Source organism: Streptomyces sp. NPDC021020, from assembly GCF_044333285.1.
GTDB lineage: Bacteria > Actinomycetota > Actinomycetes > Streptomycetales > Streptomycetaceae > Actinacidiphila.
Window position 1 is genome coordinate 262,143 of record NZ_JBIRQQ010000005.1, and the last position, 18,671, is coordinate 280,813.

The following is an 18,671-nucleotide window of genomic DNA, read 5'->3' on the forward strand; positions in this document are numbered from 1 at the left end:
AAGCAAGGCGTACAGATCCATCCCCAGGAGGAACCCAGTGGCGAAGGCGAAGTTCGAGCGGACTAAGCCGCACGTCAACATCGGCACCATCGGTCACATCGACCACGGTAAGACGACCCTTACCGCGGCGATCACCAAGGTGCTGCACGACGCGTACCCGAACCTCAACGAGGCCTCGGCGTTCGACCAGATCGACAAGGCTCCCGAGGAGCGCCAGCGCGGTATCACCATCTCCATCGCGCACGTCGAGTACCAGACCGAGTCGCGCCACTACGCCCACGTCGACTGCCCCGGTCACGCGGACTACATCAAGAACATGATCACCGGTGCCGCGCAGATGGACGGCGCGATCCTGGTGGTCGCCGCGACCGACGGCCCGATGCCGCAGACCAAGGAGCACGTGCTCCTGGCCCGCCAGGTCGGCGTTCCGTACATCGTCGTCGCCCTGAACAAGGCCGACATGGTGGACGACGAGGAGATCCTCGAGCTCGTCGAGCTGGAGGTCCGTGAGCTGCTGTCGGAGTACGAGTTCCCGGGTGACGACCTTCCGGTCGTCCGGGTCTCCGCGCTCAAGGCCCTCGAGGGCGACAAGGAGTGGGGCGAGAAGCTTCTCGGTCTGATGAAGGCCGTCGACGAGGCGATCCCGACCCCCGAGCGCGACGTCGACAAGCCGTTCCTGATGCCGATCGAGGACGTCTTCACGATCACCGGTCGTGGCACCGTCGTCACCGGTCGTATCGAGCGCGGTATCCTCAAGGTCAACGAGACCGTGGACATCATCGGTATCAAGACCGAGAAGACCACCACCACGGTCACCGGCATCGAGATGTTCCGCAAGCTGCTCGACGAGGGCCAGGCCGGTGAGAACGTCGGTCTGCTGCTCCGCGGCATCAAGCGCGAGGACGTCGAGCGCGGCCAGGTCATCATCAAGCCGGGTTCGGTCACGCCGCACACCGACTTCGAGGCCCAGGCCTACATCCTGTCGAAGGACGAGGGTGGCCGCCACACCCCGTTCTTCAACAACTACCGTCCGCAGTTCTACTTCCGGACGACCGACGTGACCGGCGTCGTGACCCTCCCCGAGGGCACCGAGATGGTCATGCCGGGCGACAACACCTCCATGAGCGTTCAGCTGATCCAGCCGATCGCCATGGAGGAGGGCCTGAAGTTCGCCATCCGCGAGGGTGGCCGGACGGTCGGCGCCGGCCAGGTCACGAAGATCGTCAAGTAGTCCTTGACGTGACACCGTGAGCTGAGGCTCTGCGAGCCGGGCTTTACGCGGAAGGTCCCGCATCCCCTCGGGGGTGCGGGACCTTCTGTGCGTGGGGGCTGCGCCCGACGTCTTTAGGGGCGCGGGGAACTGCGCGAGCAACCACCCACCGGCTGGTGGTCCGGATCGGACCGAAGAGACCCTTTGGGTCGGTGGCGACCCGCGCCCCGGTGGGGGCTGAGCGCGCAGTTCCCCGCGCCCCCAAAACGCTCGCCGCCCCCGCAGAGGGGAGGCTCTAGCGGAAGAGGCGGTCCGAGGCGCGACCCGCGAGCAGCGCGAGCCCCGCCGCGAGGGCGAGGGCGACGACCACGGCCTGGGCGGGCGGCCCGGCGAGGGCCAGGGCGAGGCCTCCGCACGCGAGGAGGGGCCCCGCGGCGTACCAGGCCAGATAGATGAGCGGGCCCGGATCGCCCGCGGGCGTGGCCAGCCCCAGGAAGAGCAGCTGCGTCCGGGCCGGCCCGCGGGCCGCGGCGACCAGCGACCCCGCGGCGAGGGCGGGCGCGCACGCGGGCAGCAGCACCAGCGCCACCGGATGCCCCGCGGCGGCGTACGGTACGGCCGCGAGCAGCCCCAGCCCCGCCCCCAGGACCGCCGGCACCACGCCGTGCAGGAGCATCAGCCGGCGGAAGCGGTACGGCGCCCAGGCGGCCCGCCGTACGTCGTCGGTCTCCAGCCGCGCGGGCTCCGCGAGCGTCCCCACGGCCAGATACCCGGCGAGCAGCCCGATCACGAGCCCGACCCAGCGCCGCTCGCCGCCCAGATCCGCCCCGGCGCCCGCGGCGAGCGCGCTGACCGCCGTCCAGACGGCGGCCTTGCCGAGCCGCCCCGGGGTGCGCAGCAGCGTCAGCAGATCGCGCCACGGCACGAGGAGATGCCGCCCGAGGCGGCCGCGCGGCGGGCGGAAGCGCAGCGTGCGGACGGCCGGGCCGCCCCCGTCCGCGGCCATGATCGCGAGCTTGGCGGCGCGCAGTTCGAGGGACCAGGCCACGGCGGAGACGGCCGCGGCGGTCGCGGCCCGCTCCCGCAGCCGGGCGGTGGGCACCCGCCCGGCGTCCCGGTGGGCGGCGAGCAGCGCCGCGGCGGTCGCGACCGCGAGCAGCGCGACCGCGGCGGGCCAGCCCGGCGCGCGCCCCCCGACGGCGTGCACGACCGGCTGCCCGGCCCAGCCCCACGGCCCGCTCCACAGCTCGGCCTGCTCGACCGCGGGGGAGCGGTGGCCCTTGGCGGCGAGCGCGGCCTGCGCGGCGAGCGCGGCGAGCAGCAGCACCGCGGGCGCGGTCCAGCGCCGTACGGCCCGGCCCCACGCGGGCCGCCGCTCCACCGCCATCCCCAGCGCGACCGCGAGCAGCGGCAGGCACACCGCGCCGGGCAGGACGGCGAGCAGCGCGCCGCCGAGCGAGGCGAGCCGTGTGACGTCCAGGACGGCCGCGAAACCGAGTCCGGCGAGCAGCCCGGCGAGCGGCGCGAGCCCCGCGGTGAGCCAGAACCACGGGCGTAGTACGCGCTCGCGCCGGACCGGCTGCGCCAGCAGCCACCCGGCGGTCGGCCCCGGCACGACGACGGGCCCGCGCCACAGCGCGTCCCGCGCGGCGAGCACCCCGAGCGCGAGCGCCCCGAAGGCGGCGAGCGCGGGCATCGCCGCCCGCAGCTCCCGGGCGACGGCGCCGTGCGCGCCCCCGTCGTCGAGCCCGCGCAGGAAGCTCACGACGAAGCTGCTGCCGTACCCGGCGAGCGCGATGACCACGGTGTACGCGGCGACCGCCATCTCCCGCCCCTTGGCCCGCCGCCGCGCCCGCCGCTTGTTCCGCAGCCACGCCATGACCTCGCCGGTCCGGTCGTCCTCCTCCTCGGACCAGGGGGCGTCGTCGGGGTCGTCGGGGTCTTGGAGGCTGTCGGGCCCTTCGCACTCGGCGAGGTCGGGCTCGCCCGGCTCGTCCAGCGGCTCGGTGCGGGGCTCGTCGACGTTGGGGTGCGTGTCGCCGCTCATGCCCGTACGCCCAGCTCGCGCAGGACGTCCGCGGGCGGGCCGTCCGCGATGACGCGGCCGTCCTCCAGGGCGACGAGCCGGTCGGCGACGGCCTCGGCGAGGTCGGGCTGGTGCGTCGCGAGCAGGACGGCGGTCCCGTCCTCCTTCTCCGCGACCAGCAGCTCCGCGAGCCGGACGCGTGCGGCGGGGTCGAGCCGCTGCTCGGGCTCGTCGAGGATGAGCAGCTCGCGCGGCCGTACCAGGGCGGCGGCCAGCATGAGGGACTGGAGCTGCCCGGAGGACAGGGAGCCGGGCAGCGCGCGGGCGTGGTCGGCGAGGCGCCGGTCGGCCAGCACCTGGTCGATCCAGGCGTCGGCGTCGTCCACGGCGTGCGCGATCGTGACCAGCTCCAGGTGCTCGCGCACGGTCAGATCCGGGTAGCAGGCGGCGGCGTCCCCGACGACCGCGACCCTGGCCCGTACCTCCGGGTCGTCCTCCCGCACCGTCCGCCCCGCGAACAGCGCGTCCCCGCTCGTGGGCGTGTCCCGCCCGGCCGCGATCCGCAGCAGCGTCGACTTGCCGGAGCCGTTGCGCCCGTAGAGCGCCACGCACTCCCCGCGCCCGACCTCCAGGTCCACCGGCTCCAGCGCCCGCCGCTCCCCGTACGTCCGGCCGACCTTCCGCAGCCGCAGCAGCGCACCGCCGCCACCGCCCGTCGCGCGCATGGGGCCTCCGTACGGGTGAAGTGATTCGTGTCCGCCCGACCTTAATACGGGCGGGTCGCCCGCCCCGCCCCCAGCTGCGTCAGCGCGGATCCAGCAGGCCCTCGGCCCGGGCCCAGTCCAGGAACTCCTCCCCGCCGCACGGCAGGTACGCTTCGGCATCACGCAGAGCGTCCACCACGGCGCACGCATGCTCCTCGGCTATGAGCCCGCCGCGCAGCCCGTGGCACAGCAGATGCAGCGAGCTGGACAGTGGGACGCCGTGTGCCGCACCAAGATTCCGCCCGGCCTTGTCATCGATGACGGCGGTGCAATGGTGCAGGACCGCGTAAGCGAGCGTCGTGGCCTCGCCGATGTCCTTCCCCTCGCGTTCGCTGCCACCCAGGCGGTTGTGGAAGGAGGAGAAGAGGCTCAGGAAAGGCAGTGAGTCGTCGTTGACCTCGCTGAGCCAGGGCTGGAAGCCGATCGCGTGCAGGCGGCTGTGCCGCGAGGCGCCGCGCCGCAGCTCGTGAGCGACCGCGTTGGTCATGAGGCACGTACGACCGTCCACGATCTTCTCCAGGACGTCGAGGTGGCCGATGCGGGCGAAGTAGTTCAGTGGCGAGCTGTCGAACACCAGCCGGGCACGCAGGTCCGCGGCCGTCACGGCAGGTCCTCACCCAATTCGCCGCGCAGTGACTCCAGGGGCAGCGGGTCCGGCTGCCCCAGGTCCTCGGCACGCAACCGGTCGTCGCGGATGATCTCCAGCGCGCGGGTGGCCGAGATCTTGTACGTGCGGTACGCGCGGACCGCCGCCGCCCTGAGACCTGTGGGCGTGTGTCCCTCGCGCAACTCCTCGACCACCCTGACGCCGGCTTCCATGTAGTCGGCGCGCGTCGGTGAGGCCCGGTCGAGTCGGCGCCACTCGTCCTCGCTGATCGCCTCGTACGTGCGGAGCTGCCGAAGCGCGGTCGACCAGCTCACCCGGTATTCGACGGCGAGAACGATGGCCGCGGTGCGCAGCGGGTGCTCGCCGCGCAGCTGCCGGTATGTCTCCGCCGCGCCCGGGGGGAGGAGGAAGGCTGCCGCGAAGGCCTGGAGGGCACGCTCGTGGGCGCTCGTGTCCGCTCCCCAGTCGGCGGAATACGCGTCGGCCAGGATGTGGTGCCCGAACTCGTGGGCGAGCGTGGAGCGCCTGCGCCCGGCGTCCATCGTGCTGTCGATCACGGCGGCGCCGAGGTCGCCCACGGCGACGTAACCGCCGTCGAACCCTCCCGGTCCGAGAGGAGCCGACCACGTGAAGAGCCCCGCGCTCTCCAGCATGTCCGCGAGGCCCGGCAGCGGTCGGCGGGCGTCGGCGCCCACGAGACGGCGGGCATCCACGGCAGCCCGGACGACGGCCGCAGTGTCCTCCGCGGCGAACGGCCGCACGGGAGTACGCGGGCCGGTGGGTCTGAGAACGCCCGCCTCGACGAGTGTGCGCAGGTCGCGCGCGCGGTCCTCCAGCGCGTGCTCACTGGCCTTGTCGCCGCGCTGCCCCGGCTCGGCCCGCCGACTGGCCACGGCGGCTTCCGGCGGCCTGACGAACCAGGAGAGCGGCCGGCCCAGGGCCGTACCGAGGGTGGCGAGTTCCAGCGAGTTGAGCTGCCGGCCGCCCGTCTCGATCTTCGCCAGCGCCGTCCGGGCGATGCCCGTCAGCTCGGCCAGCTGTTCCTGGCTCAGCCCCCGGACCGCGCGCGCCTCCGCGACACGGGCGCCCACGTCACTCCATGTCCACTGATCGTCCACTGTGCCAATATCGCACAATGCCCGAGAGGTGGGCCAGCAGTGCGGCGTCCGAAGCCGGAGACTCGGGCCGTCACTCGCCCCTGGCGAGCAGCGGTGGGTCGCGCTGTCGATGTCGTTCGCTGCACGCACGTGTCTTGACGTGCGGGCGGCGGCGTCGTTTCGTCTATGGGAGCGCTCCCATAGATGTGGGGGCGCCCGATCCCCCCTCCCGGAAGGACACCGGACATGTCCCGTGGAATCCCTCTCGCCCGGCCCGTGTGGCGGGCGCCGAGATTACTGCTCGCGCTGCTTCTGCTCGCCCTCGGCGCGGTCGCAGCGGTGGGCGGCGCGCGCTCGGCGTCGGCCACCGTGCCCGCCGTTGCGGGCGCGCCCGTCAAGGTCATGCCGCTCGGCGACTCGATCACCGGCTCGCCCGGCTGCTGGCGGGCCCTGCTCTGGAACCAGCTCCAGACCGCGGGCTACACGAACGTCGACTTCGTCGGCACCCTCCCGCCGCAGGGCTGCGGGGTCGCGTACGACGGCGACAACGAGGGCCACGGCGGCATCCTCGCCACCAACATCGCCAACCAGAACCAGCTCCCGGCGTGGCTCGCCGCCACCACCCCGGATGTCGTGCTCATGCACCTGGGCACCAACGACGTCTGGAGCAACATCCCGCCCGCGCAGATCCTCGCCGCGTTCACGACGATGCTCGGGCAGATGCGCGACAGCAACCCCGACATGCAGGTGCTCGTCGCGCAGATCCTGCCGATGAACCCCAGCAACTGCGCGGAGTGCGCGCAGCGCGTCGTCGCCTTCGACGCGGCGATCCCGGCGTGGGCGCAGTCCGTCAGCACGGCGCGCTCGCCGGTGACCGTCGTCGACCAGTGGACCGGCTTCGACGACGCGACGGACACGGCGGACGGCGTCCACCCGAACGACGCGGGCATCGCGAAGATGGCCGCGCGCTGGTACCCGCCGCTGGCGGCGCTGCTGGCGAAGGACGGCGGGACGTCGGGCGGTACGTCGGCGGGTACGTCCGCGGGAACGTCGTCCGGTACGTCGTCCGGTACGTCCGCGGGCACCTCGGCGGGCACCTCCGCCGGTACGTCGACAGGGACGTCCACGGGTACGTCCGCGGGCACCTCCAGCGGCTCCACCGGGGGCACCGGGGGCGCCGACTGCTCCGCCGCGCTCACCGTCAGCAACTCCTGGCAGGGCGGCTACCAGGCGTCCGTCACCGTCACCGCGGTGCGCGCGATCACCAGCTGGACGGTCACGCTCACCGGCGTCACCGTCAGCCAGGGCTGGAGCGGGGTCTTCACGACCAACCCGGACGGCTCGGTGACCGTCCACAGCGAGTCGTGGAACGGCACCCTCGGCGCGGGCGCGTCCACCACCTTCGGCTTCCTCGCGACGAGCAGCCCGAGCCCGGCGCCGACCGTCACCTGCTCCACGCCCTGACACCGCCCCTGCGTGCGGGGGCGTTGGCGGGCTGTTGGCAGCGCGTTGGCGGCCTCGCACAGGATCGGGTCCGACGCCGGTCACGGGGGCCGGCGTCGGATTCGGGAAGCGGGGAGACATGACGAAAGCGAAGAGCGTACTGCGCAGGGCCGCCGTGGTGGCGGGCGCGGTGGCCGGTGCGGGCGTGCTGGTGCTCGGCGGCAGCGGGGTCGCGTCCGCCGAGACCGCGCGGTACGGGGTATGGAGCGCGAGCTGCCACGGCACGATGATGACCGAGAACAACTCTGTCGTCGGCTGGCAGGTGCGCAACCAGGTCGACAACTACGGCGACGCGGAGTGCTCCGGCTGGATGGACTGGGCCCCCGAGGGCAACACCAGCCACTTCTACGGCCTCCAGGCCCGCATCTGGGTCCCCGGGCACAACTCCCTGGAGAGCGGCTTCGTGCCCGACAACAGCCCGGCCCTGACCCGGGTGTGCGTCCAGGCGGCCAACGACGGGACGGCGCGCTGCTCGTCCTGGTGGTAGCCGGACCGTGGTAGCCGGACCACCACCGGGGCGGCGCTGACCGTTCCGGTGGGGCGGCGGGGGAGTACGTGGGTGGGCCGCGGCGAATCGACCATTCGCCGCGGCCCTTTGCCGTGCCCGGGGCCGGAGCCCGTAGGCAACCCCGCCCCGCACCGCGCCTCGCGCTCAGACGGGCTTGTGCGCGAACAGGTCCAGGTGGCCGCAGGAGGTGCAGCGGAAGGCCTCGATCTGCCAGCGCTGCTTGCCCATCCGCCGCGCACCGCCGAATATGCCGCGTTCCAGCGGGCCCGCGATCCAGCGGGCGTAGCCCTTCGCGCCTTCGCCGGAGTCCTCGATGAAGCCGGGCTCCAGCGCATTCCCCCCGCAACTGCTGCACTTCGGTGACCGGCCCGCGGCCGGAACGTCCCCCGTATAGCTGTCCATGACGCCCGATCGTGGCGGATCGCCCGCCGCTCCGGCAAGACGCACACGCGGTTGACAGCGAGAGTCGGCACGTGCAAATAATTTCTTGCACGTGCAGGAGGAGCTTATGGAAACCACGGATCTGACGGGCGAGGACCTGGTGAAGGTGCTGGCGACGCTCGCCAGCCCGCACCGGGTGCGCGTCCTCGCGGCCCTGTCGGCCGGTCCCACCTACGTGAGCCAGCTGGCCCGCGACCTCGGGATCAGCAGGGCGCTGCTGCAGGTGCACCTCAAGCGTCTGGAGGCGGCCGGGCTGGTCGCGGCGCGGATCGAGGTGTCCGACGACGGCAAGGCGATGAAGTTCTACGAGGTCGCGCCGTTCGACCTGCACCTCACCCCGCGGACGCTGACGGCCGCGGCCCGCACGCTCCCGGACATCGCAGAGCGCGGCGAGGCCGCGCAGAAGGAGTTGTGACGCACATGCCCAACTGGCTCATCGAAGAAGTCGTCGTCCTCGCGATATTCGGCGCCGTGCTCGTCACGGTCATCCGGCAGCTCGGCGCGCACCTGCGGGCGAGGGCCCAGCTGACGCAGGAGAACGCGTTCCGCACGCTCGGCGAGCGGTCGGTCGCGACGCAGGAGGCGACGCAGCGCAGCCTGGCGGAGATCTCGGTGCGGATGGCGAAGATCGAGCGCGTCCTCCAGGAGGTGGAATAGGCCGCCCGTCCACCGGCGGCGGCGCTTTATCGGTGGCGGGCAGTGCGCGCGGCTGCGAGCATCCCGGCATGCTCAGCCTGCCGCCCGGGAAGGGCGCTCTCCGCTATGTCGTCGAGGGCCGGGAGGCCGGGGGAGTGCCCCTCGTCCTCGTCCACGACGGCCTGACCGACCACCACGTGTGGGACGAGGTCGCGCCCGCGCTGGCCGCGGACCGTACGGTCGTCCGCTACGACCTGCGCGGCTTCGGCCAGTCCCCGCCGCCGGACGGCCCCTTCGAGGAGGTCGCCGACCTTGCGGCGCTGCTCGACCACCTCGGGTTCGCCCGGGTGAAGCTCGCGGGCCTGTCGTGGGGCGGGCGGATCGCCGTCGAGTTCGCGCTGACCCACCCGGAGCGGGTGAGCGCCCTCGCCGCCTTCTCCCCGCCCTGGCCCGGCTTCGACCGCTCGCCCGCGCTGCGCGCCTACGACGCGGCGGAGGCGGCGGCGCTGGCGGCGGGCGATCTCGACGCGGCGGTCGCGCTCAACCTCGACATGTGGCTGCGCGGCCCCGCCCGCCCCTGGTCCGCGGTCCCGCCCGCGCTGACCGCGCGCGTCCGCGCCCCCCTCCGTACGGCCCTCGCCCACCAGCCCGCGGTGGAGACCCACTCCCAGCCGGGCACCTCCCTCCCCGCGACGGCCCTGACCATCCCCACCCTGATCGGCGTCGGAGATCTTGACACCCCCGACTTCGTCGCGATGGCCCACCGCTACGCCTCCGCGATCCCGAACGCGACCCTCGTCCTCTTCCCGACCGCGGGCCACCTCGTCGCCCTCGAAGCCCCGGCTGCCGTCGTCACCGCGCTGCGCGGGGCGGGTTTCTAGCGGGTGTGTCGGACCACGCCGCTACGATGGCCGCCGCTGGGGGGAGAGGCTGGGGGGCCGGGGTGGGAATACTGTCGTGGGGCGGTCGGCGGCGGCCGCCGGGCGCGGACGCCGAGCTGAAGGAAGCGACGGCGCTGCTCCGTACGGGCGAACTGGCCGCCGCGGAGCAGCGGTTGCGTGAGCTGCTGGCGGTGCGGGAAGGCGCGCGGAAGCCGGATCCCGGCACGGTGGTGCCGGTGCAGACGGTGCTCTGGCTGGTCGAACTGGCCCTGGGCCGCCCCGAGGAGGCGCTGCGGCTCGCCGAGGCGGCAAGCTCCCTGGTGGAGTCGGACCGGCGGCCGCCGCTCAACAAGGTGCTGGCCCTGCGCACCATGGCCGCGACCACGCACATGCTGTGCGGCCGGTTCGCCCTGGCTGAAGCCGGGCTGGCGGACGTCGCGCAGCGCTACGGCGCGTGCTCCGCGCCGACGCCGTCGACCGTGAAGGCGTATTTCGCCAGCCGGATCGTGCACTGCCGGCTGCTGAGCGTCCAGGCTCGCTTCGGCGAGGTCGTCGCTGCCGTGGACGAGCTGATGCCGCGGCTGGTCATGGTGCTGGGCGCCGCGGACAAGCTGGTCTACCGCGCCCTGCTGCTGCGTGCCGAGGTCCTGGCCATGCTCGGCCGCTACGAGCAGGCCGCATCGGAGTGCGGGGCCCTGCTGGCGGTGCGGCCCGACTCCGTCCCCGAGAAGGAGCGCGCCGGTGCCGCCCGCGGCCTGGCCTACTGCCTCGTCGAGACCGGCCGCGCCGCCGAGGCGGAAACGGTCCTGCGCGACGTGCTGGCCTCGTCCGAGCGCAGCAGCCCGACCGGCTCCGTCACGTGGGCCCTACGCCGCGAGCTGGCCAACGCACTGTCGCGGCAAGGCCGTTACGACGAGGCGCTGGCACTCGTGGAGGGCCCGCCGACCAGGGCGCTGGACGCCCCGGGGGAGCACCAGCTCCAGCGGGCGACGGCCCTGCTCGGCCTCGGCCGCCGCGCGAAGGCCGAGGCCGCGGCCGAGGAGGCACTCGCGGCCGCGGCCGCCGTCCTGGCACCCGCCCACGTCAACGTCCTGGAGATCCGTACGGTCCTGGCCCGTGTCCGCGACACCCCCGAGGAGTGGGCCGCCCTCACCGCCGACTGGAACACCCACTACGGCCCCGACCACCCCCGCGCCCGCGCCGCCGCGGACCACTGACGCGGTCAGCCCGCCGCGAGCAACCGGCGGGACAGCTCGCGGAGTTGGGCGTCCGGGTGCGGCTCCTCTGCCGTGGACGGGCCCAGGAGGCGGTGCGGGGAGGTCGCGAACTCATGCAGCTGAGCGCGGAGTTCGGCGGGGGCGGGGCCCATCGTGGCGAGGGTCTTGAGTGCGTGGAGGCCGGTCGGGGTGGGGGCGACGGCCGCGGTCAGGACGGGGGTTGCGCGGGTCGGGTCGCCGGTGAGGTGGAAGGCGGCCGCGGCCGCGGCGACGCGGGTGGGCTCGTAGGAGTCCGTGAGCAGGGATTCGACGCGGGGGAGGAGCCGGGAGGCCGCCGGGCCCAGGGCCTGGAGGAGGGGCAGGAGTACGGGGGCCTCGCCGGGGGAGGCCAGCAGCGGGGCCAGGACGTTCACGGCGGCGGTGGGCTCGCCGGTGAGCTGGGAGTACGCCACGGCCGCGGTCGCCCGCGCGCGGGTGTCCCGATGGTGCAGGGCCATCCGCAGCAGGCCCAGGATCTCCGGCGAGCCCACGCCCGCGGCGCCCAGGGCCCGCGCCGCCGTGAGCCCGGCGCGGTCCGCGCGCAGGCACTCCGTCAGCTCCTCCTGGGCCTCGCGCACCGCGGCCGGGCCGAGCGCGGCCAGCGCCTCGACGAGGGTGACGGCGTCGCCGCCCCAGAGCTGCGGCGCCGCCAGCTCCCGGCGCAGCAGCGGCACGAGCCGCGCGGACTGCGCGGGGAAGTGCACGGCCGCCGCCCGCAGCGCCGCGGGGCCTGGCCGGTCCGCGAGCAGGTCGAGGGCGCGCGGGTCGCGGGCGCGGACGAGGGCGAGCAGCGCCTCCTTCGCGGGCTGCGCCTCCGTACCGGACGCGTGGGCGTGGAGCGTGTCGCGCAGCCGCGCCCCGGGCGCGGGGTCCAGCGCGACCCACCGGGTGATCGCGCCGATCCGGTTCGCCAGCTCGCCAGGGCTCTCCGCGTGCGGCAGCGCGTCGAGGGCGAGCGCGAGGAAGGCGGGTTCGCGGTCCCGCCACTCGTGCAGGACGCTCTCGGCGAGGGCGCTGCCGCGCCGCTCCTCGTCGCCGTCCGCGATCCAGCGGGCCGCGACCTGGAAGGCGGCGTCCGGGTCCGCCGCGAGGACATCGACGAGGGCGCTGAGCCCGGTCCCGGGCAGGTTCGTGCCGGGCCAGGGGAAGTCCACCGCGGGCCGGTCGTACGTGTCCTGCGCGGCCCGGGCGCCGCCGTCCTCCCACGATCCGTCCGTCGCCTCTTCCCACAGGTCGGCGAGGGCCGACAGTTCCGCCTCCTCGTCCCCGTCGTCCTCCGGCTCCCCCTCCGGCTCGGCCTCCGCGAAGACCCGCACCACCTCCGGGGCGTACGGCGGGCCCGAGGTCAGCGCCGTCAGGATGGCCGCCGCCAGGCGTATCGGGGGCCGCGGGCTGTCCAGCGGCAGTGCGCCGCCGCCGCCCAGCAGCACGCGGAGCGCCAGCGCGTCGGCCCGGACGGCGACCGAGGGGTCGTCGGCGTGCAGCGCGTCGGCCGCGGCGAGGGCCAACTGCCGTACGTCCGGGGCCAGCAGGTCGGCCGCCGCCGCGGGCAGCCGCAGGGCCGCGCAACGGACGGCGGGAGCCGCGTCGCGCAGGCAGGGCAGCAGCCCCTCGACCTCCCGGGCGACCGCGGCCCGTACCGCGGCGTCCTCGTTCGGCTCGGCGAAAAGGGCCAACAGCATCAGCGCGCCGTCCCGCTTGCGGGTCGGCGAGTGGAGCGCGGCGTGCGCGAGGAAGGGCACGGTCTGGAGGGCGGACGACGCGTAGACGGGCGCGTCCCCGTGGAAGGCCCCGTCCAGCTCGAACAGCGCCCCGCTCACGGCCTCGTCGTCCCCGTACAACCGCCTGAGTATCCCCGGCAGATCCTCGGCGGAGCCGTACGCATGTGTGAGGTCCTGCCACCGGACCCGGTCCAACTCGTTCGGCGGTCGCATGGCACGGCTCCTCTCGTGGCCTCTCCGGCGGCACCGACCCTAGCGTTCGCGGCGGATGCCCGCGCCCCCTCCCTCAGCGTGACCCGGCGGCCCCAACCACCTTCCAGGAGACGGCACTTCCCTCATCACGTGTCCGCCAGCAGCGCCGCCACGAAGCGGTCGCGGTTGGCGGTCAGCCAGGACTGGAGGCGGTCCCAACGCTGCCAGCCGCCCAGTTCTGCGTGGGCGCGGGTGTACACCGGGTCGTTCGAGGCGAGGCGGCGGGTGACGAAGGCGCGGCCCGCGGCGGTGGTCTGCTCGACGAGGGTGGGGAGGGCGGGGCGGTCTTCCCGGGAGAGGCCGTACGCGTCGGCGAGGATGCGGAGGCGGGGGAACGGGTCGGGGGCGGTGGGGTATTGGGTGGTGGCGGTGGTGGGGTCGAGGGTGGGGACCCAGTAGCGGGCGGTCATCGCAAGGTCCCAGAGGGGGCGGCCGGGGGCGGCGAGGTCGAAGTCGATGAAGGCGGCGGCGCGGCCGTCGCGGAAGACGACGTTCTCCGGGCAGATGTCGTTGTGGCACAGCAGCGGGCCGCCCGCCGGGTCGGAGAGTTCGCGCGGCCAGTCGGCGCCGCGGTCGACGGGGATCTGTGCGGCCGCGTCGTGGAGTTGGCGCAGCAGCCGCCCCACGGACGCGAGCGCGTCGTCCGTCATCACCCACGCGGGGAAGGGCGGCAGCGCCACGTCGCCGGGCACGAAGGTCAGCTGCTCGCGGCCGTCCCCCGTGAGCCGTACGGGAGTCGGCGCCCCCGTGAAGCCGCGCGCGGGCAGCGCCCGCAGATGCGCGTGCAGCGCGGCGGCGGTCCGCGGCGCGGGCCGGTCGACGACCTCCCCGCGCCGGAAGACCGCGCCCGCGTTGGCCAGCCCCCCGGCCAGCGCCTCGCCCGTACCGCCGCCGTCCGCGCGCCCCGTCGTCATGTCGGCCAGGCTATCCGCGTGCCGTGCGGGTGGGTTACGTGTAACGGGGGAGATTCTCCGTGGAGATCGTCCACTCCCCGATCGTCACGTCCTCGCCGTAGACGAAGTCCGTACGCGTCGCGTAGCGCGGGCCGTTCGGCGTCGGGTGGATGTCGCTCAGCACCGCGCCCTCGCCGGTGCGCGGGTCGAACAGGACGTAGACCGGAATGCCGAGAAGCGGGTAGTCGCGCATCTTGCCGACCCAGTCGTTGTCCGGGTTCGACCGTGAGACCACCTCGATCGCCGCGAGCAGGGTGCCGGGGTCGAAGGACCCTTCGACCTCCATGTCCGCCTCGGCGATGACCATGACGTCCGGGTGGCGCATGACGCCCTCGTGGACGTCCTCCACGTCCGGCGTGCCGGTGTGCGCGAGCAGGCCCTCCGGCATGACCTTCTCCAGCCTGCGGCTGACCCGCGCGGCGGTCAGCTCGTGCGGGCCGCCGGGGGCGGACGCGTCGTGGACGATCCCTTCCCTGGTGATCTCCAGCTTGCCGGGTACGGCGTGCTGCGTCTGCTCGACGATGTCCCGCATGGCCAGGTACGGGAGCGCGTTGCGCTGCGGGTCGCCGGGGACGATGGTCATGGCGTCCGCTCCTTCCGCAGGGGTGACCCGCTGGTCGCGCTCCCCTCACTCCTCCGCCGCGGGCTCCTCCGGCGGGGTGGGCGGCTGCGGCGGGGTCGGGGGCATGGGCGGGGTCGCGGGGGGCGGCGGGGTTGTCGGGGCGGGGGGCTCCGCGGGCGGCGGGGGAGGTGTCGCGGGCTTGGTGGGCGGCGCGGGCTCCTCCGGTGACTCCGGGCTCGGCTCTTCCGTAGCCGCCACCGGCGCGGGCTCCTCCGGCGCGGGCGGCGCCGCGGGCAGTGGGTCCTCCGGCGCTGGGAGCGGCCGCGCCGCTCGCAGCATTGCGTCCACCAGGCGTTCCGCCGCGTCCGGGCGGCCGTGCGTGCGGGCCGCCTCCGCCATCGCGGCGCGGCGCGCGGGGTCGGCCAGGAGCGGGGCCACCGCCGTCGAGAGCGTGTCGGGGGTCACCGTGTGGACGAGGGCCACCGCCGCGCCCGCGTCCGCGAGGTGCTGCGCGTTGTGGACCTGCTCGTTGCCCGCCGACGAGGCCAGCGGCACCAGGACCGACGGCTTGCCCAGCGCGGTGAGTTCGGCGAGCATGCCCGCGCCGCTGCGCGAGATCACCACGTCCGCGAGCGCCAGCACGTCCGGCAACTCCGCGCTCACGTACGGCGTCAGCAGATACCGCCCCGCCAACTCCCGTGGCAGCAGCGCCGCGGTGGACCGCAGCGACGCGAAGTTGCCCGGCCCGCACTGGTGGATGACGTTCGCCTGCGCCAGCAGCCACGGCAGGACGGTCACGATCACGTCGTTGATCTGCTGCGAGCCCTGCGCGCCGCCGGTCACGTACACGGTCGGCAGCGAACGGTCGAAGCCGCCGAGCCCCAGCGACTCCACCGCCTTGTCGGCGCGCCCGGCCAGCACCTCGGGCCGTACCGGGTTGCCGGTCACGGCCGCCGCCGCCCGCGCCCGCCTCGGCAGCAGCGGCAGCGTCGACTCCGACGACACCGCGAAAGCCGTCGCCACCCGCGCCAGCAGCCGGTTCGCGAGCCCCAGCCGTACGGTCTGCTCGTGCACCACCAGCGGCCGCCGGTTGGCCTTCGCCGCGAGCCCCAGCGGCACCGCCACGTAACCGCCCGTCGCGAGCACCACGTCCGGCCGGAAGTCGGCGACCACGCGCCGCGCCTGGAGCACGCCGAGCGGCACGCGCCCCATGTCCCGCAGGTTCGCGAACGACAGGAGCATCAGGGGATTGGCCGAGCGGCGCACCTTGCCGGTCGCGACCGCCCGGAAGGGTATCGCCTCGCCGGTCGCGACCCGCTCCTCCAGGCTGTCCCTGGTGCCGACCCACAGCACCTCCAACGCCCGCCCCTCGCCCGCGAGTCGGGCCCGCAGCGTGCGTATCGCGGTGAGCGCGGGATACGTGTGCCCGCCGGTCCCGCCACCGGTGACGATGAGGCGGAAGGGCCGGGTGTCCGCCGGACGCGGCGCGACGAGGTCAGGGTCACTGTGCACGAGGTGGCTCCCCTTCTGGCGGGGCCCGCGCCCCGGTGGTGCTGGTCACACTAACCGCAGGCCCGGCGCACAGCCGAGGGGGACGGCGACAGGCTCGGATACCCTTCCACCGCACGCGACCTGTAGGACGTACCAAGGGGGACAAGTGCCGCGTATTTCAAGGCCGTTGGCAGCCGTGCTGCTTCCGCTGACCATCGTCACCGCGCTGAGCGCCTGCTCGTCGTCGAAGGACAAGGACGACGACAGCAAGCCGACCTCCACCGCACCCGCGTCGAGCGCGCCCGCCGCGACGACCAGCGCGAGCGCCGCCTCCGACGGCGGCACCCACGGCCGCCTCGACTACACCGGCTCGGCCACCGGCGGCTTCGACGTCACCATGAGCGTGTCCTGCGCGACCGCGAGCGGCAAGGTCATCGCCGTCACCGCCCCCGCGCCCGACAGCGGCGAGTCCACGACGCCCTCCTTCGTCGCCACCATCGGCGACCAGGCCATGGCGACCCTCGTCACCGCCGACAAGAAGACCTTCGTCAAGCTCGGCGCGGACGGCATCTCCGCCACCGAGCAGTCCGGCACCTACACCGTCAAGGTCTCCGGCACCGAACTCGGCGCCGTCGACACCTCCGGCGGCTCCGTCACCGTCAACGGCACCCTCACCTGCACGAAGGTCTCCGGCACCTAGCCCCTCGCGGGCGTACCACCGGCCCACGGCGGTACGCCCGCGCGCCGGGCCCCTACGCGAAATCCACCTCCGCCCACACCGTCTTCGTCGGGAACGGCCCCGACGTCACCCCCCACCGCGCCGCCAGCACCGTCACGAGCAGCAGCCCCCGCCCGGACTCCGAATCCGCCGCCCCCGCGTCCCGCGCGATCACGGGCAACCGCTCCGCCCGCGCGTCCGTCACCTCGATCCGCAGCGTCCCCGGACTCTTGTCGGCGTCGAGCATCAGCCGGAAGTCCCGCCCGGGCACCCGCCCGTGAACCGCCGCGTTCGCCGCGAGCTCCGCTACTACGTGCGCCGCCGGATCCGGCGGCAGCCCCCACCGGTCGAGCTCCGCCGTCGCGAGCAGACGCGCGCGGTGCGCACCGCGCCGGGTGGAGGGCAACTGGACGCTGAACCGCCGCGCGGACGCGTCCACTTCTTCTTCGGGGGGAGTGTCATTCGTCACGTCTACGAGATTGGCGCTCCCGCCTACCACCTGACCAGCGCGTTCGACCGCCAGGGCGCGGGCTGTGCGGGTCGCTGTCCGGGCGGGGACGTCTCTTGTACGGGTCCGCGCCGTGCCCGGCGCTCGCTTGTACGGGTTGTACGGGTCGGTGTGCGCCCCCTGCGCTCCGGAGCCTCCTCCCGGACAGGTGACTTTCAGTCAGTTTTCCGGACACGCGAACCTGCGGGCGCTTAGCGTGCGCAGTACGAACCGACAGTAATGGTGGTGGTCACGATGGCATCAGGCTCAGGCCCCAACTACACAATGGACGGCTCCGACACCCCTGACTGGGACTCGGGCGCCGAGGACGACTCCGCAGGCGTCCTGCGCGCCCTCGGGCGCCAGATCAAGCTGTGGCGCGAGTCGACGGGTCTCACGCAGACGGATTTCGGCGCTGCGATCGGCTACAGCGAGGAGATGGTCTCCAAGGTCGAGCGCGGCGTGCGTGCGCCGAAACCTGCCTACCTGGACAACGCGGACCGGATCGCGAAAGCGGGAGGCAAGATCTCCGCCATGAAGCCGGACCTCGGGGAAGTCCGGTACCCGAAGAAGGTTAATGACCTGGCCAAGCTTGAGGCTGAGGCGGTCGAGCTGGGCGCCTACTGCAATCACAACATCCACGGGCTGTTGCAGACCGAGGAGTACACGCGGTCCCTCTACGGCATGCGGCGCCCCTCGTACACCGAGGACCAGATCGAGCGGCTCATCGAAGGGCGTATGGCCCGGCAAGCGATCTTCGAGCGCACGCCGTTCGCGCTGCTGACGTTCGTTCTGGAGGAGGTGACGCTGACTCGCCCGCTCGGCGGCAGGGCGGTTCTGCGTCGCCAGCTCGAACGCATCCTGGAAGTTGGCCGGTTGCGACACGTGGAGATCCAGGTGATGCCGACTGACCGCGAAGATCATGCGGGGATGGGCGGTCAGTTGCAGGTGCTCAAGCTCAAAGACGGCTCAACGGCGGGTCACTGGGAGGGGCAGCTCTACAATCGTGTGATCACCGAACCGCGTGAGGTTCAGATCCTAGAGATGAGGTATGGGATCATCCGATCGCAAGCTCTCACGCCACGCGAGTCGCTGGCCTTCGTCGAGAAACTGCGGGAACAGACATGAGCCTCAAGCCCATCGCAGGAGCCGCTTCCGTGCTGGAGTGGACCAAGAGCAGTTACAGCAGCAACGACGGTCCCGAGTGCGTCGAGGTCGCCTGGATCAAGAGCAGCTACAGCGCTGGCAACAACAACGACTGCGTCGAGGTCGGCTGGACCAAGAGCAGTCACAGCACCAACGACGGACCGGAGTGCGTCGAGGTGAAGGTCAGCGACGAGGAAATCCTCGTCCGGGACTCCAAGGACCCGGAAGGCCCCCGCCTCAGCGTCACGCCCCACGCTTGGGCGGCGTTCCTGATGTACGCGGCGGCGTACGAGGTCTGACGGGGGCGGCGTCGCGGAGGGAGCGCCGGTAGCGGACTTCGGGGACGGGGACGGGGACGCCGTCGTAGTCCTCCCTTGGGGGGTGGGGCAAGCCCTACCTCTGTCGGCCAGCT

General features: G+C 73.6%; 19 protein-coding genes and 1 pseudogene. 10 read left to right on the forward strand and 10 right to left on the reverse strand.

Annotated features, from left to right (window positions below; genetic code table 11):
• Positions 1-37 precede the first annotated feature (37 nt).
• Positions 38-1,231: an elongation factor Tu gene (tuf, locus tag ACH4SL_RS16315; protein WP_398445808.1), complete on the forward strand. Its 1,194-nt coding sequence runs from the start codon at positions 38-40 to the stop codon at positions 1,229-1,231.
• 274 nt (positions 1,232-1,505) lie between these two features.
• Here tuf and ACH4SL_RS16320 read toward each other — a convergent pair whose 3' ends face one another.
• The 4 genes from ACH4SL_RS16320 to ACH4SL_RS16335 all read right to left on the reverse strand — a co-directional run bounded on the left by ACH4SL_RS16320 (position 1,506) and on the right by ACH4SL_RS16335 (position 5,725).
• Positions 1,506-3,257, reverse strand: coding sequence for a hypothetical protein (locus ACH4SL_RS16320; protein WP_398445810.1), 1,752 nt, complete (start codon positions 3,255-3,257; stop codon positions 1,506-1,508).
• Positions 3,254-3,961: an ABC transporter ATP-binding protein gene (locus tag ACH4SL_RS16325; protein ID WP_398445812.1), complete on the reverse strand. Its 708-nt coding sequence runs from the start codon at positions 3,959-3,961 to the stop codon at positions 3,254-3,256. Before ACH4SL_RS16325 ends, ACH4SL_RS16320 begins: the two co-directional genes overlap by 4 nt.
• A gap of 79 nt (positions 3,962-4,040) precedes the next feature.
• Positions 4,041-4,604 carry a hypothetical protein gene (locus ACH4SL_RS16330; protein ID WP_398445814.1) on the reverse strand — a complete coding sequence of 188 codons (564 nt, stop codon included), beginning with the start codon at positions 4,602-4,604 and terminating at the stop codon, positions 4,041-4,043.
• Complete coding sequence (locus ACH4SL_RS16335) at positions 4,601-5,725, reverse strand: helix-turn-helix domain-containing protein (RefSeq protein ID WP_398445816.1); 1,125 nt, start codon at positions 5,723-5,725, stop codon at positions 4,601-4,603. Before ACH4SL_RS16335 ends, ACH4SL_RS16330 begins: the two co-directional genes overlap by 4 nt.
• 225 nt (positions 5,726-5,950) lie before the next feature.
• Here ACH4SL_RS16335 and ACH4SL_RS16340 point away from each other — a divergent pair, with 225 nt between their 5' ends.
• The gene (locus ACH4SL_RS16340; protein WP_398445818.1) at positions 5,951-7,168 is read left to right on the forward strand and encodes a GDSL-type esterase/lipase family protein; all 1,218 of its coding nucleotides are present in this window, start codon (positions 5,951-5,953) and stop codon (positions 7,166-7,168) included.
• 118 nt (positions 7,169-7,286) lie between these two features.
• Positions 7,287-7,694 (forward strand): hypothetical protein, encoded by a 408-nt coding sequence (locus ACH4SL_RS16345; protein ID WP_398445820.1) that lies wholly within the window; start codon positions 7,287-7,289, stop codon positions 7,692-7,694.
• Positions 7,695-7,859: 165 nt separating this feature from the next.
• Here the strand turns inward: ACH4SL_RS16345 and ACH4SL_RS16350 are convergent, their stop codons facing one another.
• On the reverse strand, positions 7,860-8,117 hold the full coding sequence (locus tag ACH4SL_RS16350) for a hypothetical protein (RefSeq protein WP_398445822.1): 258 nt from the start codon (positions 8,115-8,117) through the stop codon (positions 7,860-7,862).
• A gap of 106 nt (positions 8,118-8,223) precedes the next feature.
• On the opposite strand from ACH4SL_RS16350, the gene ACH4SL_RS16355 reads away from it, so the two are divergent.
• The 4 genes from ACH4SL_RS16355 to ACH4SL_RS16370 all read left to right on the forward strand — a co-directional run bounded on the left by ACH4SL_RS16355 (position 8,224) and on the right by ACH4SL_RS16370 (position 10,890).
• The gene (locus ACH4SL_RS16355) at positions 8,224-8,571 is read left to right on the forward strand and encodes an ArsR/SmtB family transcription factor (protein ID WP_398445824.1); all 348 of its coding nucleotides are present in this window, start codon (positions 8,224-8,226) and stop codon (positions 8,569-8,571) included.
• 5 nt (positions 8,572-8,576) lie between these two features.
• Positions 8,577-8,813, forward strand: a complete 237-nt coding sequence (locus tag ACH4SL_RS16360) for a hypothetical protein (RefSeq protein ID WP_398445826.1) — start codon at positions 8,577-8,579, stop codon at positions 8,811-8,813.
• A 68-nt stretch (positions 8,814-8,881) separates the two neighbouring features.
• Entirely contained in the window at positions 8,882-9,673 is a 792-nt protein-coding gene (locus tag ACH4SL_RS16365; protein ID WP_398445828.1) for an alpha/beta fold hydrolase, read from the forward strand.
• Positions 9,674-9,735: 62 nt separating this feature from the next.
• Positions 9,736-10,890 (forward strand): tetratricopeptide repeat protein, encoded by a 1,155-nt coding sequence (locus ACH4SL_RS16370; RefSeq protein WP_398445830.1) that lies wholly within the window; start codon positions 9,736-9,738, stop codon positions 10,888-10,890.
• A 5-nt stretch (positions 10,891-10,895) separates the two neighbouring features.
• Here ACH4SL_RS16370 and ACH4SL_RS16375 read toward each other — a convergent pair whose 3' ends face one another.
• From ACH4SL_RS16375 to ACH4SL_RS16390, 4 genes and pseudogenes are all read right to left on the reverse strand, one after another.
• Positions 10,896-12,863 carry a hypothetical protein gene (locus tag ACH4SL_RS16375; protein WP_398445832.1) on the reverse strand — a complete coding sequence of 656 codons (1,968 nt, stop codon included), beginning with the start codon at positions 12,861-12,863 and terminating at the stop codon, positions 10,896-10,898.
• 125 nt (positions 12,864-12,988) lie between these two features.
• The gene (locus ACH4SL_RS16380) at positions 12,989-13,816 is read right to left on the reverse strand and encodes a phosphotransferase enzyme family protein (protein WP_398445834.1); all 828 of its coding nucleotides are present in this window, start codon (positions 13,814-13,816) and stop codon (positions 12,989-12,991) included.
• A 34-nt stretch (positions 13,817-13,850) separates the two neighbouring features.
• Positions 13,851-14,438, reverse strand: a complete 588-nt coding sequence (locus ACH4SL_RS16385; RefSeq protein ID WP_398445836.1) for a Uma2 family endonuclease — start codon at positions 14,436-14,438, stop codon at positions 13,851-13,853.
• A 303-nt stretch (positions 14,439-14,741) separates the two neighbouring features.
• A pseudogene (locus ACH4SL_RS16390) lies at positions 14,742-15,869 on the reverse strand (UDP-N-acetylglucosamine--N-acetylmuramyl-(pentapeptide) pyrophosphoryl-undecaprenol N-acetylglucosamine transferase); the annotation flags it as partial.
• A gap of 226 nt (positions 15,870-16,095) precedes the next feature.
• Between ACH4SL_RS16390 and ACH4SL_RS16395 the strand changes: the two are divergent.
• Complete coding sequence (locus ACH4SL_RS16395; protein ID WP_398445838.1) at positions 16,096-16,608, forward strand: hypothetical protein; 513 nt, start codon at positions 16,096-16,098, stop codon at positions 16,606-16,608.
• 52 nt (positions 16,609-16,660) lie between these two features.
• Here the strand turns inward: ACH4SL_RS16395 and ACH4SL_RS16400 are convergent, their stop codons facing one another.
• Positions 16,661-17,095, reverse strand: coding sequence for an ATP-binding protein (locus ACH4SL_RS16400; protein ID WP_398445840.1), 435 nt, complete (start codon positions 17,093-17,095; stop codon positions 16,661-16,663).
• A 273-nt stretch (positions 17,096-17,368) separates the two neighbouring features.
• Here ACH4SL_RS16400 and ACH4SL_RS16405 point away from each other — a divergent pair, with 273 nt between their 5' ends.
• Both ACH4SL_RS16405 and ACH4SL_RS16410 read left to right on the forward strand, forming a co-directional pair.
• Entirely contained in the window at positions 17,369-18,241 is an 873-nt protein-coding gene (locus ACH4SL_RS16405) for a helix-turn-helix domain-containing protein (RefSeq protein WP_398446640.1), read from the forward strand.
• The gene (locus tag ACH4SL_RS16410) at positions 18,238-18,558 is read left to right on the forward strand and encodes a DUF397 domain-containing protein (protein WP_398445842.1); all 321 of its coding nucleotides are present in this window, start codon (positions 18,238-18,240) and stop codon (positions 18,556-18,558) included. Before ACH4SL_RS16405 ends, ACH4SL_RS16410 begins: the two co-directional genes overlap by 4 nt.
• The last annotated feature ends 113 nt before the right edge of the window (positions 18,559-18,671 follow it).

Excerpts from the sequence above, each read along its gene's own strand:
- ACH4SL_RS16320 (WP_398445810.1), bottom strand. The coding sequence starts at position 3,257 with ATGAGCGGCGACACGCACCCCAACGTCGACGAGCCCCGCACCGAGCCG.
- ACH4SL_RS16325 (WP_398445812.1), bottom strand. The coding sequence starts at position 3,961 with ATGCGCGCGACGGGCGGTGGCGGCGGTGCGCTGCTGCGGCTGCGGAAG.
- ACH4SL_RS16340 (WP_398445818.1), top strand. The coding sequence starts at position 5,951 with ATGTCCCGTGGAATCCCTCTCGCCCGGCCCGTGTGGCGGGCGCCGAGA.
- ACH4SL_RS16345 (WP_398445820.1), top strand. The coding sequence starts at position 7,287 with ATGACGAAAGCGAAGAGCGTACTGCGCAGGGCCGCCGTGGTGGCGGGC.
- ACH4SL_RS16350 (WP_398445822.1), bottom strand. The coding sequence starts at position 8,117 with ATGGACAGCTATACGGGGGACGTTCCGGCCGCGGGCCGGTCACCGAAG.
- ACH4SL_RS16355 (WP_398445824.1), top strand. The coding sequence starts at position 8,224 with ATGGAAACCACGGATCTGACGGGCGAGGACCTGGTGAAGGTGCTGGCG.
- ACH4SL_RS16360 (WP_398445826.1), top strand. The coding sequence starts at position 8,577 with ATGCCCAACTGGCTCATCGAAGAAGTCGTCGTCCTCGCGATATTCGGC.
- ACH4SL_RS16365 (WP_398445828.1), top strand. The coding sequence starts at position 8,882 with ATGCTCAGCCTGCCGCCCGGGAAGGGCGCTCTCCGCTATGTCGTCGAG.
- ACH4SL_RS16375 (WP_398445832.1), bottom strand. The coding sequence starts at position 12,863 with ATGCGACCGCCGAACGAGTTGGACCGGGTCCGGTGGCAGGACCTCACA.
- ACH4SL_RS16380 (WP_398445834.1), bottom strand. The coding sequence starts at position 13,816 with ATGACGACGGGGCGCGCGGACGGCGGCGGTACGGGCGAGGCGCTGGCC.
- ACH4SL_RS16385 (WP_398445836.1), bottom strand. The coding sequence starts at position 14,438 with ATGACCATCGTCCCCGGCGACCCGCAGCGCAACGCGCTCCCGTACCTG.
- ACH4SL_RS16405 (WP_398446640.1), top strand. The coding sequence starts at position 17,369 with ATGGCATCAGGCTCAGGCCCCAACTACACAATGGACGGCTCCGACACC.
- ACH4SL_RS16410 (WP_398445842.1), top strand. The coding sequence starts at position 18,238 with ATGAGCCTCAAGCCCATCGCAGGAGCCGCTTCCGTGCTGGAGTGGACC.